General features: G+C 68.9%; 18 protein-coding genes and 1 riboswitch. Of the genes, 5 read left to right on the forward strand and 13 right to left on the reverse strand.

The features are described 5' to 3' along the window. Positions 1 to 138: 138 nt before the first annotated feature. The 7 genes from WJ16_RS26355 to WJ16_RS35065 form a co-directional block, all read right to left on the reverse strand. Complete coding sequence (locus WJ16_RS26355) at positions 139 to 2013, reverse strand: ABC transporter ATP-binding protein (protein ID WP_069259972.1); 1875 nt, start codon at positions 2011 to 2013, stop codon at positions 139 to 141. Further along, positions 2013 to 2972: an ABC transporter permease gene (locus WJ16_RS26360; protein WP_069259973.1), complete on the reverse strand. Its 960-nt coding sequence runs from the start codon at positions 2970 to 2972 to the stop codon at positions 2013 to 2015. The genes WJ16_RS26355 and WJ16_RS26360 overlap by 1 nt, the downstream gene beginning before the upstream one ends. Positions 2973 to 3002: 30 nt before the next feature. After that, the gene (locus WJ16_RS26365; RefSeq protein ID WP_069259974.1) at positions 3003 to 3956 is read right to left on the reverse strand and encodes an ABC transporter permease; all 954 of its coding nucleotides are present in this window, start codon (positions 3954 to 3956) and stop codon (positions 3003 to 3005) included. 79 nt (positions 3957 to 4035) lie between these two features. Next, positions 4036 to 5622: an ABC transporter substrate-binding protein gene (locus WJ16_RS26370; protein ID WP_069259975.1), complete on the reverse strand. Its 1587-nt coding sequence runs from the start codon at positions 5620 to 5622 to the stop codon at positions 4036 to 4038. A 110-nt stretch (positions 5623 to 5732) separates the two neighbouring features. Continuing rightward, positions 5733 to 6506 (reverse strand): hypothetical protein, encoded by a 774-nt coding sequence (locus WJ16_RS35060; protein ID WP_157126866.1) that lies wholly within the window; start codon positions 6504 to 6506, stop codon positions 5733 to 5735. Between the two features lie 39 nt (positions 6507 to 6545). Then, a complete protein-coding gene (locus tag WJ16_RS26375) occupies positions 6546 to 7214 on the reverse strand; it encodes a haloacid dehalogenase type II (RefSeq protein WP_069259976.1) in 669 nt (222 codons plus the stop codon). 51 nt (positions 7215 to 7265) lie between these two features. Beyond that, the gene (locus WJ16_RS35065) at positions 7266 to 7658 is read right to left on the reverse strand and encodes a hypothetical protein (protein WP_157126867.1); all 393 of its coding nucleotides are present in this window, start codon (positions 7656 to 7658) and stop codon (positions 7266 to 7268) included. A gap of 22 nt (positions 7659 to 7680) precedes the next feature. On the opposite strand from WJ16_RS35065, the gene WJ16_RS26380 reads away from it, so the two are divergent. The 5 genes from WJ16_RS26380 (at position 7681) to WJ16_RS26400 (ending at position 13187) form a co-directional block, all read left to right on the forward strand. Further along, positions 7681 to 8541: a GNAT family N-acetyltransferase gene (locus tag WJ16_RS26380; RefSeq protein WP_069259977.1), complete on the forward strand. Its 861-nt coding sequence runs from the start codon at positions 7681 to 7683 to the stop codon at positions 8539 to 8541. A 10-nt stretch (positions 8542 to 8551) separates the two neighbouring features. Next, complete coding sequence (locus WJ16_RS26385; protein ID WP_069259978.1) at positions 8552 to 9478, forward strand: 2-hydroxyacid dehydrogenase; 927 nt, start codon at positions 8552 to 8554, stop codon at positions 9476 to 9478. Positions 9479 to 9639: 161 nt separating this feature from the next. Further along, complete coding sequence (locus tag WJ16_RS26390) at positions 9640 to 11040, forward strand: aspartate aminotransferase family protein (protein WP_069259979.1); 1401 nt, start codon at positions 9640 to 9642, stop codon at positions 11038 to 11040. 84 nt (positions 11041 to 11124) lie between these two features. Next, the gene (locus WJ16_RS26395) at positions 11125 to 11616 is read left to right on the forward strand and encodes an Lrp/AsnC family transcriptional regulator (protein WP_006749694.1); all 492 of its coding nucleotides are present in this window, start codon (positions 11125 to 11127) and stop codon (positions 11614 to 11616) included. A 98-nt stretch (positions 11617 to 11714) separates the two neighbouring features. Continuing rightward, a complete protein-coding gene (locus tag WJ16_RS26400; protein WP_069259980.1) occupies positions 11715 to 13187 on the forward strand; it encodes an NAD-dependent succinate-semialdehyde dehydrogenase in 1473 nt (490 codons plus the stop codon). A 94-nt stretch (positions 13188 to 13281) separates the two neighbouring features. Here the strand turns inward: WJ16_RS26400 and WJ16_RS26405 are convergent, their stop codons facing one another. The 6 genes from WJ16_RS26405 to WJ16_RS26430 all read right to left on the reverse strand — a co-directional run bounded on the left by WJ16_RS26405 (position 13282) and on the right by WJ16_RS26430 (position 22341). After that, positions 13282 to 14190, reverse strand: coding sequence for an ABC transporter ATP-binding protein (locus WJ16_RS26405; RefSeq protein WP_069259981.1), 909 nt, complete (start codon positions 14188 to 14190; stop codon positions 13282 to 13284). 45 nt (positions 14191 to 14235) lie between these two features. Beyond that, a complete protein-coding gene (locus WJ16_RS26410; protein ID WP_069259982.1) occupies positions 14236 to 15210 on the reverse strand; it encodes an ABC transporter permease in 975 nt (324 codons plus the stop codon). Between the two features lie 64 nt (positions 15211 to 15274). Further along, positions 15275 to 17191, reverse strand: a complete 1917-nt coding sequence (gene atzF, locus WJ16_RS26415; RefSeq protein WP_069259983.1) for an allophanate hydrolase — start codon at positions 17189 to 17191, stop codon at positions 15275 to 15277. Next, the gene (gene uca / locus WJ16_RS26420) at positions 17188 to 20787 is read right to left on the reverse strand and encodes an urea carboxylase (protein ID WP_069259984.1); all 3600 of its coding nucleotides are present in this window, start codon (positions 20785 to 20787) and stop codon (positions 17188 to 17190) included. The genes atzF and uca overlap by 4 nt, the downstream gene beginning before the upstream one ends. Before the next feature lie 130 nt (positions 20788 to 20917). Then, a complete protein-coding gene (locus WJ16_RS26425; RefSeq protein WP_069259985.1) occupies positions 20918 to 21574 on the reverse strand; it encodes an urea amidolyase associated protein UAAP2 in 657 nt (218 codons plus the stop codon). An 11-nt stretch (positions 21575 to 21585) separates the two neighbouring features. Continuing rightward, on the reverse strand, positions 21586 to 22341 hold the full coding sequence (locus tag WJ16_RS26430; protein WP_069259986.1) for an urea amidolyase associated protein UAAP1: 756 nt from the start codon (positions 22339 to 22341) through the stop codon (positions 21586 to 21588). A gap of 57 nt (positions 22342 to 22398) precedes the next feature. Further along, positions 22399 to 22533: riboswitch (guanidine-I (ykkC/yxkD leader) on the reverse strand. Positions 22534 to 22604 lie beyond the last annotated feature (71 nt).

A 22604-nucleotide genomic window follows, 5' to 3' on the forward strand; every position in this document is an offset into this window, starting at 1 on the left:
GAGAATCATTTAATCACCGTCAAAAAGCGCAGTTGCCGCGTATTCGCGTGCGGCGCGCGCACAATCCGCCTTTTTTCGCGACCGCCGCAGCAGACTATGCGGAGGGCCGGCATCCGCGCCGAACGCGCGCAGCGCGCGCTACGGATGCACCGGCTTCGCCGGCGCGACGCCCGCCTGCACCGGCTCCGCCTGGAAGCGTGCGAGATCCTCCTCGCTGCGATGGCACAGCACCTGCGCGCCGTTCCCGAGCGTGCGCAGCGACGGGGCCGTCCGGTTGCACACGCCGTCCACGCGCATCGCGCAGCGCGACAGGAACGGACACAGCTCAGGCTCGTTCTCGCGTTCGCCGATCGGCACCAGCGGACGGTGGCAGCGCTCGGCCGCGTCGTCGAGCCAGCCGGCGCGCAGCTCCGGCGCGGACGACACGAGCAGATGCGAATACGGGTGATAAGGCGGTGCGCACAGCGCGTCGCGGCTGCCGGTTTCGACGCGGCGGCCCGCATACAGCACGACGATGTCGTCGCTGATCGCGCGTACCTTCGCGATATCGTGCGTAATGAACACGTACGACACGCCGAGCTTCGCCTGCAGGTCGCGCAGCAGGTCCATGATCGCCGCGCCGACCACGGTGTCGAGGGCCGACGTCACCTCGTCGCACAGGATCAGGTCCGGCTCGGCCGCGAGCGCACGCGCGAGGTTCACGCGCTGCTTCTGCCCACCCGACAGCTCGCCGGTGCGCCGCGCAGCCACCGCCGGCGGCAGCCGCACGAGTTCGAGCAGTTCCGCGACGCGCTGCCGCGCACGCGCGCCCTTGATGCCGTGATAGAACGCGAGCGGCCGCGCCAGCGTGCGCTCGACGGTATGGACGGGATTGAGCGCGGTATCCGCATTCTGGAACACGATCTGCACGCGGCGATGCTGCTCCTTGGAGCGCTTGCCGATGTCGAGCGCGAGCGGCTCGCCGTCGAGCAGGATCTGGCCGGCCGTCGCGGGCACGAGCCCCGCGATCACCTTCGCGAGCGTCGTCTTGCCGGAGCCCGATTCGCCGATCACGCCAACCGTTTGCCCGCGCCCGATGCGCAGGTCCACTTCGTGGAGGATCAGCTTCGCGGGCCAGCCTTTCGCGGTCCGGCCGCCGTAGCCGGCGATCGCGCCGCGCACGTCGAGCAACGGCAGCGGCTCGGCCGGCGCGGATTTCGCATCGCGTTCGGCATCGGCCGGGGTTACCGCCGCGATCAGGCTCTGCGTATACGGGTGCGCCGGCGCGTGCAGGATCTGTTCGGTTGCGCCCGCCTCGCGGATCACGCCGTCGCTCAGCACGACGATCCGGTCGGCCATCTGTGCGACCACCGCCAGATCGTGCGACACGTACACCGCACTCATCCCGTAGCGCCGGATCACGCTCTTGAACGCCTGCAATACGTCGATCTGGGTGGTCACGTCGAGCGCCGTGGTCGGCTCGTCGAGAATCACCAGCTCCGGATCGGTGATCAGCGCCATCGCGGCCATCAGCCGCTGCAGTTGGCCGCCCGACACCTGGTGCGGATAGCGCCTGCCGATCGTCTCCGGGTCGGGCAGCGCGAGCGCGCGGAACAGCTCGACCGCCTTCGCCTGCGCAGCGCGCTTCGTCATCGTCCGGTGGATCAGCGCGCTCTCGATCACCTGGTCGAGGATCGTACGCGACGGGTTGAACGCGGCAGCCGCGCTCTGTGCGATATACGCGACCTTGCGGCCGCGCAAGGCGGTCAGCGCCTGCGCGGACAGCGCGCACACGTCCGTGCCGCCGAGCTTCACCGAGCCGCCGGCGATCCGGCAGCCGGCACGGGCATGGCCCATCAGCGACAGCGCGATCGTCGTCTTGCCGGAGCCCGATTCGCCGATCAGCGCGAGCACCTCGCCGCGCGCGATGTCGAAGTCGATGTCGTGAACGATCGTGGTTTCCGCGCCGCCCGGACGACCGCCGACCACGCGCAGCCCGCGCACCTCGACAAGCGGAGTCGATTCATCTCGCATCAGTGTTCTCCCGCAGCCGCGGCCGCGCCCTTGCGGCGGCCGCGATGCGGCAGGCCGTCGATCAACAGGTTGACGCCCACCGTCAGGATCGCGATCGCGACCGCGGGCATGATCGCGACGGCCGAGCCGTCGCCGAGACTCGCGATGTTCTCGCGCACGAGCGAGCCGAGGTCCGCATACGGCGGCTGCACGCCGAGCCCGAGAAAGCTCAGGCCGCTCAGCAGCAGCACGACGAACGTGAAGCGCAGCCCGGTATCGGCGAGCATCGGGTGAATCATGTTCGGCAGCATCTCGACGCACGCGATGTACAGCGCGCTCTCGCCGCGTGCGCGCGCGACCTGCACGAATTCGAGCGTGCTGATATTCACGGCCAGCGCACGCGCGATCCGGTACGAGCCCGGCATGTAGCTCACCGCGGCGGTGAGGACCAGCAGCGGCAGCGACGAGCCGAACGCGGCGACGAACATCAGCGCGAACATCTTCGACGGAATCGACGTGAGCGCGTCGAGCAGCCGGCTCATCGTCTCGTCGACCGCGCGGCCCGACACGGTCGCGAGCAGCCCGAGCGTCGTGCCGGTCAGCGCGGCGAGCAGCACCGCCGCGAGCGCGAGCAGCACGGTCAGCCGCGTGCCGTACAGGATCCGGCTCAGCATGTCGCGGCCGAGGAAGTCCGAGCCGAACGGCAGCTTCGCGCCGAACGGCGCGAACACGTCCTGCGTGACGATCGCGCCGACGTCGTGCGGCGCGAGCAGCGGCGCGAACACGGCGATGAACAGCATCAGCGCGACCATCGCCAGACCGATGCGGCCGCCCGTCGTCAGCGCCATGCGGGCGCCGCGCCGCTTGCGCGGCTGGTCGGGGGCCGGCGCGGCGGGCGGCGTTGCGCCGTCCCACGGGGGTTGCGGATCGCCTGACGGCGGCAGCGCACTGCTACGTTGTACAGTTTCGGTCGGGTGCATGGGGGGCATCTCGGAAGGAAGACGGGGCGCTCAGGTCCGCAGTCTCGGGTTCGACACGATCGAGCACAGGTCGGCAAACAGCACGAGCGTCAGGTAAGCGACGCAGAAGATCAGCGTGCAGGCCTGAACCAGCGGGAAATCGCGGTTGCCGACGGCATCGACCATCAGGCTCGCGAGGCCCGGATAGTTGAAGATCGTCTCGACGACGATCACGCCGCCGAGCAGATACGACAGGCTCAATGCGACCGCATTGGCGATCGGCCCGATCGCGTTCGGCAGCGCATGACGCAGCACGACGCGCGCGGGGCTCGCGCCCTTGAGCACGGCCATCTCGACATACGATGCGCTCAGCTGCTCGATCACCGCGGCGCGCGTCATCCGCGCCATCTGCGCGATCACGACCGCGCACAGCGTGAGCACCGGCATCGCATAGGCGCGCAGGAAATCGTGAAAGCTTTCGATCGGCCCGCTATACGACAGCGCGGACAGCCAGCGCAGCTTCACCGCGAACACGAGCACCGCGACGGTCGCGATCAGGAATTCCGGCGTCGCGACGAGCGACAGCGTGCCGAGGCTGATCGCGCGGTCGACCACCGACTCGCGCTTGACTGCCGCGAGTATCCCGAGCAGCAGCGCGATCGGCACCGACACGGCGGTCGTGATCGCCGCGAGCGCGAGCGACTTCGGCAGGCGCCCACCGATCATCTCCGACACCGGCATGTCGCCCGACAGCGAACGGCCGAAATCGCCGTGCAGCAAGCCCGTGAGCCAGTGCAGGTAGCGCACGTGCGCCGGCATGTCGAGGCCGAACTGCTGGCGCAGCGCGGCGACCGTCTCGGGCGTCGCCGACTGGCCGAGCGCGGCCTGCGCGGCATCGCCCGGCAGCAGGTTCGTGATCGTGAAGATGATCGCGGACACGATCAGCAGCGTCAGCGCGGTGACCGCGATGCGCCGGCCGATCATTCCAAGCAGGATTCGATTCATGAAGCGGCACTCCGGGAAAGGTCGCGCACAGCCGGTGCGGGCCACCGCCCCGGCTGCGCGGCATCGGCACGCGATGGCGTCAAGCGTTCCACCACACGTGCTCGGCGAACATGAAGCCCATCATCCCGCCGGTCGGAATCGAACCCAGGCCGCCGACGCGCTTGTCGTAGCCGTCCAGGAAGCTGATGAATGCCGGAATGCCGACCCTGCCCTGCTGCGAGACGATCGTCTGCATGTCGCCATACATCTGCTTGCGCTTCGCATCGTCGGTCTCCGAGCGCGCGGCGAGCAGCAACTGGTCGAACTTCGCGTTCTTCCAGCCCGATTCGTTCCACGGCGCATCGGATTTGAAGAACTGCGTGAACAGCACGTCGGCGCTCGAGCGCGGGTTGATGTTGCCGAAGCCGAGCGGATGCTTCATCCAGTGGTTCGACCAGTAGCCGTCGGCCGACACGCGGTTCACCTGCAGGTTGAGGCCGATTTTCTGGCCGGCCTGCTGCAGCAGCACGGCCATCTCGATCGAGCCGTTCGCGTCCGACGTCGCATAGATCGGCGGCAGCGCGGTGCCGAGCGCACCGGCCTTCTGGAGCAGGAACTTCGCCTTGTCCGGATCGTGCGGCCGCTGCGGCAGCGCCGCGTTGAAGTAGCGATGTCCGGGCGGGATCGGCTGGTCGTTGCCGATTACCGCGTAGCCGCGGAACACCGCCGAGCGGATCTGCTCGCGATCGAACAGGTATTTCATGCCTTCGACGAAATCCGGATTCGCGGTGATCGGGTTTTCGCTGCGCATGATCAGATCGGTATAGAGCCCCGACTTGGTTTCCTTCAGCGCATAGCCGGGCGTGGACGCGACCCGCTGCGTCGAGCGCGGGTCGATCGCGTTGATCAGGTGCACGTCGCCCGACAGCAGCGCGTTCAGGCGCGCGGCGCTGTCGGTGATGCCGATCAGTTCGATCTCGTCGAGATACGGCATGCCCGGCTTGAAGTAGCTGTCGTTGCGCACGCCGACGGTCGACACGCCCGGCTTGAACGACTTCAGCTTGTACGGGCCGCAGCCGACGCCGGCCGCGAAGTCGGTCGTGCCGTCCTTGCAGATCACGAGCTGCGGCGTCGCGAGGATCACCGGCAGATCGGCGTTTGCGCTGACGAGCGTGAGCGTGACTTCGTCCGGGCCGCTCGCCTTCGCGTCCGCGAACTGGTCGGCGAGCGTCTTGACCTTCGACGCGGTGGCCGGATTCTTGTGACGCATCAGCGAAAACACCACGTCGGCCGGCGTGACCGGCTTCCCGTCGTGGAACGTGACGCCCTTGCGCAGCTTGATGACCCACGTCTTCGCGTCGGTCGTATGCAGCGACTCGGCCAGGTTCATCTGCGGCGTGAGGCTTTGATCCAGCTGCGTGAGGCCGCTGTAGAACATGAAGAAGCGGATGTAGTCGGCGCCCGTCGAGCCCTTGGCCGGGTCGAGCGTGTCGGCCGTCGAGCTCGATTCGTTCGCAACCCGGATCTTGCCGCCGCGCTTCGGGGCGGGTGCGGCGAAGGCCGTCCGCGGATTGACCAGCAGCCCGCCGGCGCCGGCTGCCATCATGCCGCTCGCCGCCATGACCCGCATCATGTCGCGGCGCGTGAAGCCGTTGTTGCCGCCGCCGTTGTCGATATCGTCGCTCATCCGAACTGCTCCTGACTGTAGAAAGTGGGTCACGGGGTCCAGCGTGGTTCTTCAATTTCGCCGCATCCGCGTGCTGGTCGCGGGTGCAACGTCGTGCGCATGCAATTCATTTAAGCACCGCCAAAATGCGGTTTGTCGCGATTCGGGCCGCCCGCACGATACGAATCGACCGTTTTGGGCCACCCGCGCAGCATGATTCGCTGCGTACCGCGCGGATCGCCGTTTGGCGGACGCCGTGTCGCCGCAACTGCGCTTGCCGTGCCGATGAAGGAAATCGTAAAGCGACGCGCGCCGCAGATTGCACCGACAAAATTGCCCGTTCGGCATCCGGAGCGCGTTTGGCTCGCGCAAACTGCACATTTGTGTCGAAAGCGCGCCCGCGCGCCCGCGGCGGCCGAAACGAGCGAGATGCCGCGGCCGGCCGTCGCATCGGCATGCGTCGGCGGAGGACGGTCGCGACCGAACCCGGGCGTGAAAAATCGGAAGATTGCCGCGCGATCGAAGCGGCTTTGGGTGAGGACCGGAAGGCGGCCGGCGTGACCGGAAACCGGGCGCGCACGCGGGCCGAGCCGTCGAGCATGTGATTCCGTGCGGCGACCCGGCACCGGCATGCTGGCGCGCACACGGGAAGCGTTCCGGCGTGGCGTGACGGAGGTGACGTGATGCACCGGTGGCCTGCAAACGGCGCAAGACCGTCGGGCCGGCACCGGGTAGCAGGCGCTCGTCGCGTTCGCGTCGAGCGACGACGGCGCGGCCTGGGGCTGCGCGAGCGGGCCGCCTGTCCGCATCGTGCGATGCGAACCGACCGGATGCTCGGCCTTCGTCAGAAGAACGACGATTGCGTAGCGACGGCCGGAAATCGGCGCGCCGCGCAGCGTATGCAACGACTACGCGGCCCGCCACGCAGGCCGACGCGGGCCGCGTTACAGCCCGAGCTGCGTCGCGAGCTGGCCGATGTCCGACACTTCGTAATAGTTGTAGAACGGCGTGCCGGGCTCGTGGCCGCGATTGACGAACGCCTTGTGCTTGATGCCGAGATCCTCGGCCGTCATCAGGTCGTAGCGCAGGCTCGACGATACGTGCAGCACGTCTTCTGGCTTGCAGCCGAGCTTGCCGAACATGTATTCGAAACCCTGCATCCGCGGCTTGTACGACTGCGCCTGCTGCGCGGTGAACACCGCATGGAACGGCGCGCCGAGCTTGTCGACGTTGCTCATGATCTGCTCGTCCATTGCGTTCGACAGGATCACCAGCTTGTACTTCTTCGCGAGTCGCGACAGGCCGGCCGGCACGTCCGGATGCGGGCCCCAGGTCGGAACCGCATGATAGAAACGCTCGGCCTCGGCTTCGTCGAACGTCACGCCGATCCGCGCGCAGGTGCGACGGATCGCGTTGACGAGGACGTCGCGGTACGGCTTCCAGGCGCCGAGCACCTCGTCGAGCCGATATGCGGCGAACGCGCGCACGAAGTCCTCCATCGCGGCCGGCGACAGCCGGTCCGCGTAAATCTCGCGTGCCAGCTCGGCCATCTGGAAGCGGGTCAGCGTGCCGTAGCAGTCGAACGTGATGAACTTCGGTTCAAATTGGATCATGGTGACGTCCTGTCGGTGTGAAGCCCCGGCAGGGCCGGGGGCGGGCTGGGTTCAACGAAATTGAATCAAGGCAAAAAGTCGTTCGTACATCGTTCGGCGCCGCCCAAAACGCACAATCGCCGCGAGTTGCCCGGCCGATGCAGCACGATGTGCGGCGCGATCCGGCTGGTGCGGCCGGCCCGGCCGGCAAGCCTCGCGAAAACCCGGGCAGGCTGCCGGCCGATGCGGCTCGTCTGCAAGCGGCAGCGACACCGTGACTTCATCGTAGTGGCATTCCCACAGCAGGAGTTGCCGGATCGGCGCCGCGCGCCGGCACGATATGCGCGTTCGTCCGCGCCGATCGAGCGGGTTTGCATCGATCTCGCACGGCTGCCCTCCGAACCCGGAAAACAAGCGAATCGTCCTATCCGCACCGCGTCGCCGCTGGCACAGTGGCAGCGTCATTTCCACCCATCCGGAGTCCGGCGTGTCCGACCTCAATTCTCCCCGCAGGCTTATCTATCGCCCGTTCGCCGAAACCGACCTGCCCGCCGCGCATCGGCTGTCGGAGGCAGTCAAGTGGCCGCACCGGCTCGACGACTGGCGCTTCGTGTTCCAGCTCGGCAGCGGCTTCGTCGCCGAGGACGAAACCGGCGTCGTCGGTACCGCGCTGGGATGGCGCTTCGGCGAAACACACGCGTCGCTCGGCATGGTCATCGTGTCGCCCGAGCACCAGGGCCGCGGCATCGGCCGCGAACTGCTCACCCGCGTGGTCGACAGCCTCGGCACGCGCACCATCTTTCTGCATGCGACGCCGGCGGGCGAACCGCTGTACGTCAAATTCGGATTCAATGCGATCGATACGATCGATCAGCACCAGGGCGCCGCATTCCAGCCGCCGCTGATTTCGCTGCCGCCCGGCGAGCGCCTTCGGCCGCTCGGCACCAACGACGGCCCGCGGCTCGCCGCGCTCGCGTCGCGCGCGGCCGGTTATCCGCGCGATCCGGTGATCGATGCGCTGCTCGACGTCGCGAACGGGATCGCGCTCGATCGCGACGGCGAACTGCTCGGCTTCGCGCTGTTTCGCCGCTTCGGCCGCGGCCATGTGATCGGCCCGGTCGTCGCCCCGGACGCACTGCGTGCGCAGGCGCTGATCAGCCACTGGCTCGCCCTGCACGAAGGCATGTTCGTGCGCCTCGACGTGCCGGGCGACAGCGGGCTGTCGGACTGGCTGCAGGGGCTCGGCCTGCCGCGCGTCGATACCGTCGTCGCGATGGCGCGCGGCGCGGCGCCCGCACGCGATCCCGCGCTGCGCACGTTCGCGATCGTCAGCCAGGCGCTCGGCTGAGGCACGCACGATGAGCTTCCTGTACAAGGCCGACCCGGTGCGCGGCGCGCAATGGGCGCAGCGCTTCGCCCAGCGCGCGCCCGACCTCGCGTTCCGGATCTGGCCGGACGTCGGCGACCCGCACGCAGTGCGCTACCTCGCCGCGTGGCAGCCGCCGGACGACCCGGCCGCGCTGCTCCCGAATCTCGAGGTCGTGTTCTCGGTCGGCGCCGGCATCGATCAGTTCGACCTGTCGCGGGTGCCCGCGCATATCCCGGTCGTGCGGATGATCGAGCCGGGCATCGTCGAGGGGATGGTCGAGTACGTGACGCAGGCGGTGCTGACCATCCATCGCGACCTGTTCGACTACGCGGCGCAACAGCGCGCACAAGTGTGGGGTGAAAAGCCGGTGCGCGCGGCCGCGTCGCGGCGCATCGGCGTGCTCGGGCTCGGTACGCTCGGGCAGGCCGTGCTCGACACGCTGCGGCGCTTCGGTTTTCCGTGCGCCGGCTGGAGCCGCACGCCGCGCACGCTCGACGGCATCGACTGCTACGCGGGCGATGCGGCGCTCGATGCGTTCCTGGCCCGCACCGACATCCTGATCTGCCTGCTGCCGCTCACCGACAGCACGCGCGGCCTGCTCGGCGCGCGCGTGTTCGATGCGCTGCCGGCCGGCGCGTCGCTCGTGCAAGTCGGGCGCGGCCCGCAGCTCGATGCGGCCGCGCTGCTCGCCGCGCTCGAGCGCGGCCGGCTCGACAGCGCGATCCTCGATGTGACGGACCCCGAACCGTTGCCGGCCGGCCACCCGTTCTGGACGCATCCGCGCATTCGCATCACGCCGCACATCGCGAGCGCGACGCGGCCCGACACGGCGGTCGACGCCGTGCTCGAGAACCTCGCGCGTCATCGCGCGGGACAGCCGATGATCGGCGTCGTCGATCGCGCGCGCGGCTACTGACGCGTTCGCGAGGCCCGGCGGGGCGCGCAGCAGAAAATGCCGAAGCGCCCCGTGCAAACGCCGCGACCATACGTTTCAGGCGGCAAATTGAAGACGCATGCGGATTTCTCGCCCGGTAGCATGAACTCACCGCTGACAACCGACGAGAGTCCCGCCCCGCCATGAACCAAGCCGCGCTGATCGAAGCCGATCGCCAACACCTGATCCACCCCGTCGTCAACTACCGCGCACACGAGGCGCGCGGCGTCACGGTGCTCGAATCCGCGGACGGCGTGTTCCTGCGCGACGCCGACGGCCATACGCTGCTCGACGCGTTCTCGGGCCTGTGGTGCGTGAACGTCGGCTACGGCCGCGACAGCGTCGTGAAGGCCGCCGCCGAGCAAATGGCGAAGCTGCCCTACGCGACCGGCTATTTCCATTTCGGTTCGCAGCCGGCGATCGAACTCGCCGAACGGCTCGCTTCGCTCGCACCGCCGTCGCTGAACCGCGTGTACTTCACGCTCGGCGGCTCGGATGCGGTCGATTCCGCGATCCGCTTCATCACGCACTATTTCAACGCGACCGGCCGCCCGTCGAAAAAGCACATGATCGCGCTCGAACGCGGCTATCACGGTTCGTCGTCGATCGGCGCCGGCCTCACCGCGCTGCCCGCGTTCCATCGCCATTTCGACCTGCCGCGCGCGGACCAGCACCATATTCCGTCCCCCTATCCGTATCGCCACCCGCTCGGCGACGATCCGCAGGCGCTGATCGCCGCGTCGGTCGCCGCGCTCGAAGCGAAGGTCGCGGAACTCGGCGCGGACAACGTCGCGGCGTTCTTCTGCGAGCCTGTGCAGGGTTCCGGCGGCGTGATCGTGCCGCCGCGCGGCTGGCTGAAGGCGATGCGCGACGCCTGCCGGCGCCTCGGCATCCTGTTCGTCGCCGACGAGGTGATCACCGGCTTCGGCCGCACGGGCCCGCTGTTCGCGTGCGAGACCGAGCAGGTCGATCCGGACCTGATGACCGTCGCGAAGGGCTTGACCGCCGGCTATGCGCCGATGGGCGCGGTGCTGATGTCCGACGAAATCTACGAAGGCATCGCGGGCAGCCGCGCCGAGTCGGCCGCGGTCGGTCACGGCCATACGTATTCCGCGCACCCGGTCAGCGCGGCGATCGGCCTCGAAGTGCTGAAGCTCTATCACGAAGGCGGGCTGCTCGCGAACGGCCAGGCGATGGCGCCGCGCTTCGCGGCGGGGCTCGATGCGCTGCGCGCGCATCCGCTCGTCGGCGACGCACGGTCGGTCGGTCTGCTCGGCGCGCTCGAACTGGTGTCCGACAAGGCGCGCAAGACGCGCTTCGACCCGGCGCTGAACGTGCCGGACAAGATCGCGGCCGCCGCGTACGCGAACGGCGTGGTGTTTCGCGCGTTCGGCGACGGCGTGCTCGGTTTCGCGCCGGCGCTGAGCTTCACGGCCGGCGAGTTCGACCTGATGTTCGAACGCGTGCGCAAGACGCTCGACGACGTGCTGGCCGACCCGGGCGTGCAGCGCGCGCTCGACGCCGCGCACGCGCAGCCGGCGTGACGGCCCAAGGGAAAGCCGGGCTTGTGGCGGCTATCGATCGACTCTAAAGTAACCGGACATTCCATTTTTCCCTCTCACGCGAACATGACGGACAGCAAGCTGGATCGCATCGACCTGCGCATCCTCTCCCAGTTGCAAAAACGCGGCCGCATGACCAACGTCGAACTGGCCGATGCGGTCGGGCTGTCGCCCAGCCCGTGCCTGATCCGTGTGAAGCGGCTCGAGAAGGCCGGCTACATCGGCGGCTACGGCGCGCACATCCAGCTCGAGAAGCTCGGCGACGTGCAGGTCGTGTTCACCGAGGTCACGCTCGCCGACCACCGCCGCGAGGATTTCGACCGCTTCGTCGCGGCGATCCGCAACGTCGACGAGATCGTCGAGTGCCACCTGGCGAGCGGCGGCTACGACTACCTGCTGAAGTTCATCACGCGCAGCGTGAGCCATTACCAGACGATCGTCGAAGGGCTGCTCGAGCAGAACATCGGCATCGAGAAGTATTTCAGTTACGTGATCATCAAATCGCCGTTCGTCAAACGGCACTACCCGCTCGAATCGCTGTTCGGCGAACGGCACTGACGCACGGCGTGCGCCCCCTCGAACGCGGCAGCGTGCCGGCCGCGCGGGGTAGCCGTACGCCCGCGCCGCCGCCGAGCCGCTTCATCCAAGGACCTGTCATGCCGCTTACACTGTCCCGTACCGAACTGCTGCGCACCGCCAACCTGATCGACGGCACGTGGCGCGATGCGCTCGACGGCGCCCGCTTCGCCGTCGCCGATCCGGCGACGCTCGAGACCTTCGCGCACGCCCCCGACAGCGGTGCCGCCGACGCGCGCGCCGCCACCGACGCGGCCGCACGCGCACTGCCGGCATGGCGCGCGACGCCCGCTCGCGAACGCGCCGCGATCCTGCGTGCGTGGCACGCGGCGATCGTCGCGCACACCGACGATCTCGCGAAGCTGATGTCGCGCGAACAGGGCAAGCCGCTCGCCGAAGCGCGCGGTGAAGTCGCATACGGCGCGTCCTACGTGCTGTGGTTCGCGGAAGAAGCGACGCGCACCTACGGCGACCTGATTCCGCAGCAGCAGCGCGGCAAGCGGCTGAGCGCGGTCAAGGAGCCGATCGGCATCGTCGCCGCGATCACGCCGTGGAATTTCCCGCTCGCGATGATCGCGCGCAAGATCGCGCCCGCGCTCGCGGCCGGCTGCACCGTCGTCGCGAAGCCGGCGGAGGACACGCCGCTCACCGCGCTCGCGCTCGCCTTTCTCGCGCAGGAAGCCGGCGTGCCGCCTGGCGTGCTGAACCTGATCTCCGCGTCGCGCGAACGCGGTGTGCAGGCCGTGGCCGACTGGCTCGCCGACGGCCGCGTGCGCAAGATCACGTTCACCGGATCGACGCCCGTCGGCAAGCTGCTCGCGCGCGAATCGGCCGCGACGCTGAAGAAGCTGTCGCTGGAACTCGGCGGCAATGCGCCGTTCATCGTGTTCGACGATGCCGAGCTCGACGCGGCGGTCGACGGGCTGATGGCCGCCAAGTTCCGCAACGGCGGGCAGACTTGCGTGTCGCCGAACCGCGTGTACGTGCAGGCCGGCGTGTACGATGCGTTCGCCGCGAAGCTCGCCGCGCGCGTGGCCGCGCTGAAGGTCGCGCCGGCAACCGACCCGGCCGCGCAGATCGGCCCGATGATCAACGCGCGCGCGGTCGACAAGATCGCACGCCACGTCGGTGACGCCATCGAGCGCGGCGCACGCGTCCTCACGGGCGGCAAGCGCATGCCCGAACTCGGGCCGAACTACTACGCGCCGACGGTGCTCGCCGATGCCACCGCCGACATGCAGCTGACCTGCGAGGAAACCTTCGGGCCGGTTGCCGCGCTGTTTCCGTTCGAGACCGAGGAAGACGCCGTCAACGCGGCGAACGACACGCCGTTCGGGCTCGCAGCGTATTTCTACACGCAGGACGTGCGCCGCATCGCGCGCGTGTCGGCGCGGCTCGAAACCGGCATCGTCGGTATCAACGAGGGCGCACTCGCGAGCGAGGCCGCACCGTTCGGCGGCGTGAAGGAATCGGGCTACGGCCGCGAAGGCTCGCGCTACGGCCTCGACGATTACCTGTCGATCAAGTACGTGTGCCAGGGCGGGATCGACTGACGCCCTCCTCGGCCGCGCCAAACCATGCCGCGCTGTGCTTTTCTCGGCGCAGCAGCGGCATGCGGTGCGCATGCGCGGCCATTTTCCTCACGCCTCATTCGACGTTGTCCGACACGTCCGTCATGCGGATCATGTGCGGCCTCACACCGTCGTCCAGCGCCACCGCCTCCTTCGGATGGATCAGCGCCTCGAGCCGCGCCTTCGTCGCGATGAACTCGGGCGTATTGACCTGCGCATAGTCGCGCGGCCGTGGCACGGGCACTTCGATCAGTTCCTGCACCGCGCCCGGGTTCGCCTTCAGCACGAGAATCCGGTCCGCCAGAAAGATCGCCTCGTCGAGATCGTGCGTGATGAACAGGATCGTCACGTCGATGTTGCGCCAGATGTCGAGCAGGTGCGTCTGCATCCGCGCGCGCGTCTGCGCGTCGAGTGCGCCGAACGGCTCGTCCATCAGCAGGATGCGCGGGCGGTTCGCGAGCGCGCGGGCAATCGCCACGCGCTGCTTCATCCCGCCCGACAACTGGTGCGGATAGACATCCGCGAACCGCGTCAGCCCGACGAGATCGAGCCACTGCAGCGCTTCGCGCTCGGCCTGGCCGCTGCTGCTGCCGTTCATCCGCAGGCCGAACATCACGTTCTTCTTCACGGTGAGCCACGGAAACAGCGTATAGCCCTGGAACACCATCCCGCGATCGGCGCCCGGCCCCTGCACCGGCTTGCCGTCGAGCAGCACCTCGCCGCTCGTCTGCGCGTCGAGGCCCGCGAGGATGCGGATCAGCGTCGACTTGCCGCAACCGGACGGGCCGATCACGCACACGAATTCGCGCCGGTACGTACGGAAACTGATGTCGTCGAGTGCGACGCACTCGCCCTGCGGTGTCGCGAAACGCTTGCCGACATGACGCACGTCGAGGATCACGTCGCGGGTTTTCATGCGCGCGAAGCGCTCGCGCACCGCGTCGGACTGCATCAGGTAATCGGGAACGGCTTGCGGGTTCTGCATGATGGCCTCTGCGGAAATCGGTCGATGGGAGTGCGGCAACGGGCGTCACGCTTTGAGCGTGCGATCCCACGGAAACAGCCGGCGGCCGAGCAGCCCGAGCACGATGTCGGTGCCGAGGCCGATGATCCCGATCATCAGGATCGCCGCATACACGTTGTCGAAATGCTGATAGCGCGCCTGCTGGCTGATGTACCACGTGATGCCCGAGCTCGTGCCGACGAGTTCGGCGACGATCAGGTAGGTCCACGCCCAGCCGAGCAGGATGCGCTGGTCGCGATACAGGTCCGGCAGCACGCCGGGGATCACGACGTGCGTGAGCAGCTTCAGCTTCTTCGTGCCGAGCGTCATCGCGGCCTCGAACAGCCCGTATTCGAGCTTGCGCGTCGTGTTCGCGACGATCAGCACTTGCTGGAACAGCGTGCCGATCACGATGATCGCGACCTTCGGCGCATCGTAGATGCCGAGGATCGCGACCATCAGCGCGCCGAACGCCGGTGCGGGCAGGTAGCGGAAGAACTCCAGGAACGGCTCCTGCAGCCGCGCGAGCACGCTGAAGGTGCCGCACACGATGCCGAGCGGCACGCCGATCGCGGACGAGATCACGAAGCCCCAGAAGATGATCCGGATGCTGTGCCACAGGCTCTCGTGCAGCCAGACGCCGTCGCGCGATGCCGGCGGGGTCGTGAACGCGGTGTAGAACGCGCGCAGCACCTGGTGCGGCGCGGGCAGGTAAACCGGGTTCGCACGCACGCCTTCGGGCACGGCCGCGTGCGTCGCACGCGCATGGGCGAGTTCGTCGTCGAACACGTCGCGGTCGATCTGCATGCCGGTCTGGAAATAGTCGACGCTGCCCGGGTTCGTGATGCGCATTTGCGGATGCCATATGAACGGCACGTAACTGATCAGACACCAGACGGCGAACGGCAGCAGGAAGGACGCCACGCCGAGCGTCCATTTGCCGCGGGTCGTCAGCTCGCGGCGCACGGCAAGCCATTCGGTCGTGTTGCGGGTCGTTGGCATGAAAATCTCCGTATCGTTTCAGGTGCCGGTCGCGCGGACGCCGGAGCGCCGCGCGACCGGACGTTCATTGCGATGCGCACGCGCCGCGCTCGTCATCCGCGACGCTCGCACGGTACGCACGCCAGCCGCCGAAGTGCGTGATGTCCCGCGCACCGTCGAGCGCCGTGCTTTCGCACAGGAAACCCTGCACGCGAGAGCCGTCCGCGAGCGTCAGCGTGCCGATGCCGAGCGGGTCGGCAATGCCCGCGACGAAGCTGCCGTAAGCGTCCACCGGCATCTCCCAGATCTCGACCGCGATCGATGCGCCGCTGTCCGGCACACGCACGAGGCCCGGCTTGGCGACACCGCCGGATGCCGCCGCGGCGAGCGCGTAGAGGCGATAGGCGCTCGCCGTCGTCGTCGCGGCGACGAAACGCGCGCCACGCTGCGTGAGCTGCCAGTTCAGCGGTTCGCCTTGCAGATGCGCGCCGACGACCGCCACGCGCACGACGCCGGATGACGCGGCGAGCGCCGGTGCTTTGGTTGCTCCCGCGTCGCCTGCGACTTCCGCCCGCAAGCCGCCCTCCTCGCCGCTGTCGCGTTCGCCCGCGTCGCACCACGCCTGCGCAAGATCGAGCAGCCGCGCGTCGTCGTGCGCACGCCCGACGAACGTGATGCCGAACGGCAACCCCGCATGCCGCCCGGTTTCGCAGCGGCCGGCGGGCACCGCGATTGCCGACAGGTCGAGCAGGTTGACGAAGTTCGTGTAGTAGCCGAAACGCGAATTGACGCCGATCGGGTCGGCTTCGAGTTCGTCGACGGTCGCCGTCGTCGGCGACGTCGGCATGACGATCGCGTCCAGTCCGTCCCAAGCACGGCCGGCCTCGACACGCAGCGTCGCGAGCGTGTCGAACGCGGCGAACGCATCGGCCGCGCTGAAGCGCGACGCGCCGCCGACGATCTCGCGGATCACCGGGTGCAACGCGTCCGGTTCCCGCGCGGCGAACGCACCGATCGCGGCGAGCCGTTCGGCAACCCACGGGCCTTCGTAAAGCAGCCGCGCGGCGGCCAGGAACGGGCTGAAATCGATCTCGACGATGCGCGCGCCGGTCGCGCGCAGGCGCGCGAGCGCGGCGCGCCATGCCGCGCCATACGATTCGTCGCCGAAGAATTGCAGCTGATCGACGCGCGGCGTGCCGAAGCGCAACTGCCCGAACGTTCGCGCCGGTTGCGCGCGAAGGCCGTCCGTGCCCAGCAGCGGCTGCCATGCGCGCCCGTACGGATCGCCGTCGGTCACGCCGTGCGCGGCGGCGAACACCGCGCGCGCATCGGCCGCCGAATGCGCGAACACCGACACGCAATCGAGCGACCGGCAGGCCGGCACGACGCCGAGCGTGCTCAACACGCCCTTGCTCGGCTTGAGCCCGACGAGCCCGTGGAACGCAGCCGGCACGCGCCCGGAACCGGCCGTGTCGGTCCCCAGCGAAAACGACGCGACACCGAGCGCCACGGCCACCGCCGATCCGGAGCTCGAACCGCCCGACGCCTGGCGCGGATCGAGCGCATTGCGGCACGCGCCATAAGGCGAGCGCTGGCCCGACAACCCGGTCGCGAACTGGTCGAGGTTGGTCTTGCCGATCGGGATCGCGCCGGCCGCGATCAGCCGTTCGACGACGGGCGCGCTGCGTGCCGGCGTGTACGCGTAGGCCGGGCACGCTGCCGTCGTCGGGATGCCGGCGAGGTCGATGTTGTCCTTGATCGCGAACGGCACGCCGTACAGCGGCAACGACGCGGGGTCGCGCCCGGCCAGCGCGTCGGCATGGGCCGTCATCTCGGCCTGCGTCAGCGGCCTGATCCACGCATGATGCGGATCGCCCGCGGCAAAATGCGCGGCGATCGCGTCGACGAGCGCATGCGGCGTCAGGTCGCCCGCCGCATAGCGCGCCCGCAGCGCGGCGATCGAGCGCACACCGGGCACGATCGAACGTTCCGTCGTGCTCATGCGACCTCCTCGGCGGCGCCCGCCTGCATCACCATCAGCCGCTGGCCGGCGACCACCGCCGCGCCCGGCGCGCAATCGATCGTCTCGATCGTGCCGTCTTCCGTCGCCGTCACCGCGACCTCCATCTTCATCGACTCGACGATCGCGACGACCTGCCCCTCGGTCACGCGCTCGCCGGCTTCGACCAGCACCTTCCACACGCTGCCCGACACGTCCGCGGCAATCGCGCGCTGCGTATCGGCCAGCGCCTCGGTCTCCCGCGCGCCGTCCGCATCGCCTTGTGCCGCGTCGCCGACGTATTCGGCATGCCCGGCCGCCCGCCACCGTTCTCGCTCCGCGTCGAACGCCGCCTGCTGCGACGCCTTGAATGCGGCGATCGAATCCGCCTCGTCGCGCAGGAAACGGTTGTATTCGCCGAGATCGAACACCGATTCCTCGATCTTCAGCCCGGCGCGCCCCGCGACGAAATCCGCGCGCAGGTCCGCCAGTTCCGCCTCGCTGACCTCGTAGAAGCGAATCTCGTCGAAGAAGCGCAGCAGCCACGGCTTGCCGGCTTCGAACTCCCGCGTGGTCCGGTGACGATTCCACATCTGGACGGTGCGGCCGACGAACTGGTACCCGCCGGGCCCCTCCATCCCGTACACGCACAGATACGCGCCGCCGATGCCGACGGCGTTCTCCGGCGTCCACGTGCGCGCGGGGTTGTACTTCGTGGTGACGAGCCGGTGGCGCGGATCGATCGGCGTCGCGACGGGCGCACCGAGGTACACGTCGCCGAGCCCCAGCACCAGATAGCGGGCGTCGAACACGATGCGCTTCACGTCGTCGATGCCGGCCAGGCCGTTGATCCGCCGGATGAACTCGATATTGCTCGGGCACCACGGCGCATCGGGCCGTACCGACTGCATGTAGCGCTCGATCGCGACACGCGTCGACGGATCGTCCCACGACAGCGGCAGATGCACGATGCGGTTCGGCACGCGCATGTCGGCGACGTCCGGCAATGCGCGTTCGGCCGCCTGCAGATGCGCGAGCAGCGTGTCGAGCGGCAGCGTCCGCGCATCGAACTGCACCTGGAGCGAACGAATGCCCGGCGTCAGGTCGAGCATGCCGGGCAGACGATGCGCATCGAGCCAGCACATCAGCGCATGCACGCGAAAACGCAGGTTCAGGTCGAGCACGAGCGGGCCGTATTCCACCAGCACATTCCGGTCGCCCGAGCGCCGGTAGACCACGCCGATGCCGCCGCCGGCCGACGGGTCGCGATGCAGCACGCAATCGTCCGGCGCGTCCGGCGCGCTGCCCGGTGCCGCGCGCGCAACCGCGCCGGTGGCCGGCCCGGCCGACACACGGGCGCGCACGAACTGCACGGTATCGCCGGGCCGCAATTGCCCGAGCTTCCACAACTCGTCCTGCACGACCGTCACCGGACACACGAAGCCGCCGAGGCTCGGGCCGTCCGGGCCCAGGATCACCGGCATGTCGCCGGTGAAATCGACCGCGCCGATCGCATACGCGTTGTCGTGGATGTTCGACGGATGCAGGCCGGCCTCGCCGCCGTCCGGGCGGGCCCATTGCGGCTTCGGGCCGATCAGCCGGATGCCGGTGCGGCTCGAGTTGTAATGGACCGTCCACTGCGTGCGGTACAGCATCGCGATGTCGTCCGGCGTGAAGAAATCCGGCGCACCGTGCGGGCCGTCGAGCACGCCGAGCGTCCACGCGTGCGTGAGAGCGGGAATGTCGGCCGCGGCCAGCGCTGCGCCCGGTTCGCCGCGCCCGGCTTGCGCGTCCAGATGCAGCACGTCGCCCTTGCGCAGCGCACGCCCGGCATGGCCGCCGAACTGGCCGAGCGTGAAGGTCGCCTTGCTGCCGAGATAGTCGGGCACCTGCAGCCCGCCTTTCACGGCCAGGCACGCACGCACGCCGGCGCCCGTCACGCCGCCCAGCTTCAGCACCGCGCCGGGCCCCGCGCGCAGCACCTGCCAGAACGGTGCCGGTGCGCCGTCGAGCGATGCCGCGAGCGGTGCGCCGCCGAGCACGAAGAGCGTCTCGGCGTTGAAGCGCAGCGTCGCGCCGACCATCGTGAACTCCAGCCCGGCCGCGTCGCGCGCATTGCCGAGCAGCGCGTTCGCGAGCGCGAACGCGCGATCGTCCATCGGCCCGGACGGCGGCACGCCGACGTTCCAGTAGCCGACGCGCCCCGGCGCCTGCTGCACGGTGGTCTGCACGCCGCCGTCGAGTACGTCGATCGTGTGCGGCGCGAACGCGAAGCGCGACAGGAAGGCCGTCGTCGATGCGCCGCGCGCGAACGTGTCCGACCCGGCAATCGCGCGCAGATAGTCGAGGTTGGTCTCGATGCCGTACAGCTCGGTGCGCGCCAGTGCGCGCCGCAGCGCGGCCAGCGCGTCGCGACGCGTATCGCCATGCACGATCAGCTTCGCGAGCAGCGGATCGTAGTACGCGCTGATCTCGGTGCCCGCGTCGATCCATCCGTCGACGCGCACGTTGTCCGGAAACGCGACGTGCGTCAGCAGCCCCGCGCTCGGCAGGAACTGCTTGTGCGGGTCCTCGGCATAGATCCGCACCTGGATGCTCGCGCCGCGCGGTGCAACGGCGAGCGTGTCGAGCGGCGGCAGATCGCCCTCCGCCTGCAGGATCATCCATTCCACGAGATCGATGCCCGTCACTGCTTCGGTCACGCAATGCTCGACCTGCAGCCGCGTGTTCACCTCGAGGAAATAGAACTGGCGCGTCGTGGCGTCGAACACGAATTCGACCGTGCCGGCCGACGCATAGCGCACCGCGCGGGCGAGCCGCACCGCGCTCGCGTGCAGCGCGGCGCGCTCTTCGTCGGTCAGGCCCGGCGCGGGGGTTTCCTCGATCACTTTCTGGTTGCGGCGCTGGACCGAGCAATCGCGTTCGCCGAGCGCGATCGCACCGCCGCGGCCGTCGCCGAAGATCTGCACTTCGATGTGGCGCGCGTGCTCGACGAATTTCTCGAGATACACGCCCGCATGCGCGAAATTCGCTGTGCCGAGCCGCACGACGGAATCGAACGCCGCTTCGAGCTGCGCGGCGTCGCGGCACAGGGACATGCCGATCCCGCCGCCGCCCGCGGTGCTTTTCAGCATCACCGGATAGCCGATCGCGTCGGCTTCGGCGCGTGCCGTCCGCGCATCGTCGAGCAGGCCCGTACCCGGCAGCAGCGCGACGCCCTGCGCGGCGGCGAGTTCGCGCGCGGTGTGCTTGAGCCCGAACGCGCGCATCTGGTCGCCGCGCGGCCCGATGAAGCGCAGGCCCGCGGCTTCGCACGCGTCGGCGAAACCGGCGTGCTCGGACAGGAAGCCGTAGCCGGGGTGCACGGCTTGCGCGCCGGTCTCGCGCGCGGCGGCGAGAATTGCCGCGACGTTCAGGTAGCTGTCGGCCGCCGGCGCGGGGCCGACGCGCACGGCTTCGTCGGCGAGCGCCACATGGCGCGCGTCGCGGTCGGCGTCGGAGTAGATCGCGACCGACGCGATCCCGAGCCGCTTCAGCGTGCGGATCACGCGGCAGGCGATTTCGCCGCGGTTCGCGACGAGGACTTTGTCGAATCTCATGCTGCCTCCCGCCGGACTGCCCGAAGGCAGGCAACCGCCACCGTGGAAGGCCGCGAACGTGTCGTCGATCCGGCGTCGCGCTTGAGCGCGTACGCCAGCTCCGTGCAAAGCAAGCGAGCGTGGAACGTGTTCATTCGCCCTCCCAGATCGTGAGGCGGACGGGCGTCGGGTTGTACCCGTTGCACGGGTTGTTCAGCTGCGGGCAGTTCGAGATCAGCACCGTGACGTCCATCTCCGCGCGCATCTCGACGTACTTGCCCGGTGCGGAAATGCCGTCCTCGAAGGTCAGCCCGCCGAGCGGCGTGACGGGCACGTTCATGAAGAAGTTGACGTTGCCGACGAGGTCGCGCTTGGTGAGCCGCGCGCCCGCGCCGCACGTACAGTGCGCGATCGCGTTGAGGAAGCTGTCGCGGCAGTTGTGCATGTGCCGCTTGTCGAGCGCGTAGCGCACGGTGTTGCTCTCGGCCGCGCACGCGCCGCCGAGCGTGTCGTGACGGCCGCAGGTATCGGCGACGATCGTCGCCATCGGGTTGCCCCGGCTCGACAGCAGCACGCTGCCCGCGCTCAGGTACAGGTTGCGCTGCGCGCGGATCGTGTCCTGCGCGCTGTAACGCTCCTCGGGGTCGTCGGACCGGTAGAACAGCGTGTCGACGGCCTGATTCCCTTCGAGGTCGAGGATGCGGAACACCTGCCCGCGCTTCAGGTCGTGCAGCCACGGTTCGCCCGCGTTCAGAATCGTGTCGTGGATCGCATCGCGCGTGTCGAGGCGGCTTTCGATGATCGGCATGGCTCGGCTCCTTACGCAAACAGGCGATCGGTGTTGGCGAAGCCGCGCACGTTCTCGGCGCACGCGCGGCGGCACGGGTCGTCTTCCGGTGCCGCGCCGTCCGCCGGATACGCGCGGTACGCGATCAGCTTCACGGCCTTCGGCGCGTAGTCCGGGTGCGGATCGAGCGGATGCGGCGCCGTCGAAAATGCCGCCAGCGTGTTCATCTCGAAGCGCAGGTCGAGCGCGCTGCCGGCCGGCGAATGTCCGGTGACGAAGTCGAGCGCGCCGTCTTCGCGCGTGTCGAGCTTGCTGAAGAAATTGACGTTCGCGACGAGATCGCGCGCCGACAGCCCGTACTTCGCCAGTTCGAGCACGAGGCTGTCGCGGCCGTTGCGGATCATCGCGTTGCGATCGGCCTGGTACGACGTGGTGCCGTACTTGTGCGCGAAGAGCCGCGCATCGCCGACGCCGCCGAGCGGGTCGTGCCAGCCGAGCGTGTCGGCCGTGATCGACGCGATCACGCGCCCCATGTCGGTGTACAGCGCATGACCGCGCGTGAGATGCGCGGTGTGCTGCGCCTTCAGCGTGTCGGCCATGTTGTAGCGTTCGAGCGGGTCTTCCTGGCGATGAAACACGGCGGACAGGTTGGCGCCGCCGTCGACATCGACGACGCGCAGCGCGAGACCACGGCGCAGGATGCCGGACCAATGGGTTCCGGCGGGAATCAGCGTTTCCCACACGACGTGTGGCGGCGGGGCAAGGACGGCTTGGGGGCTCGGCGACATGGCGGCTCCGTGGTCGGTTGGACGAAAGGCGTGAGAGGGCGACCGAACGACATCGCGACCTCCCGGGCTTTTATCCCTCCGTGGAGCCTCGCCGTTTCCTCGACTCGAGGAGAAGGACAAGACCGGATTGCTCTCGGACCAGCCATCGCGCGGCGCGAACGCCGCACGACCGGAACCCTAGCGATCCTGAAGATGATGCAAATTGCTTCGCACCTCTCGAGCATCGAATAAGCGAGTTGCGTGCCAGCGGTGGCGGAATCGCC

It is taken from the genome of Burkholderia metallica (assembly GCF_001718555.1).
GTDB classification, from domain to species: domain Bacteria; phylum Pseudomonadota; class Gammaproteobacteria; order Burkholderiales; family Burkholderiaceae; genus Burkholderia; species Burkholderia metallica.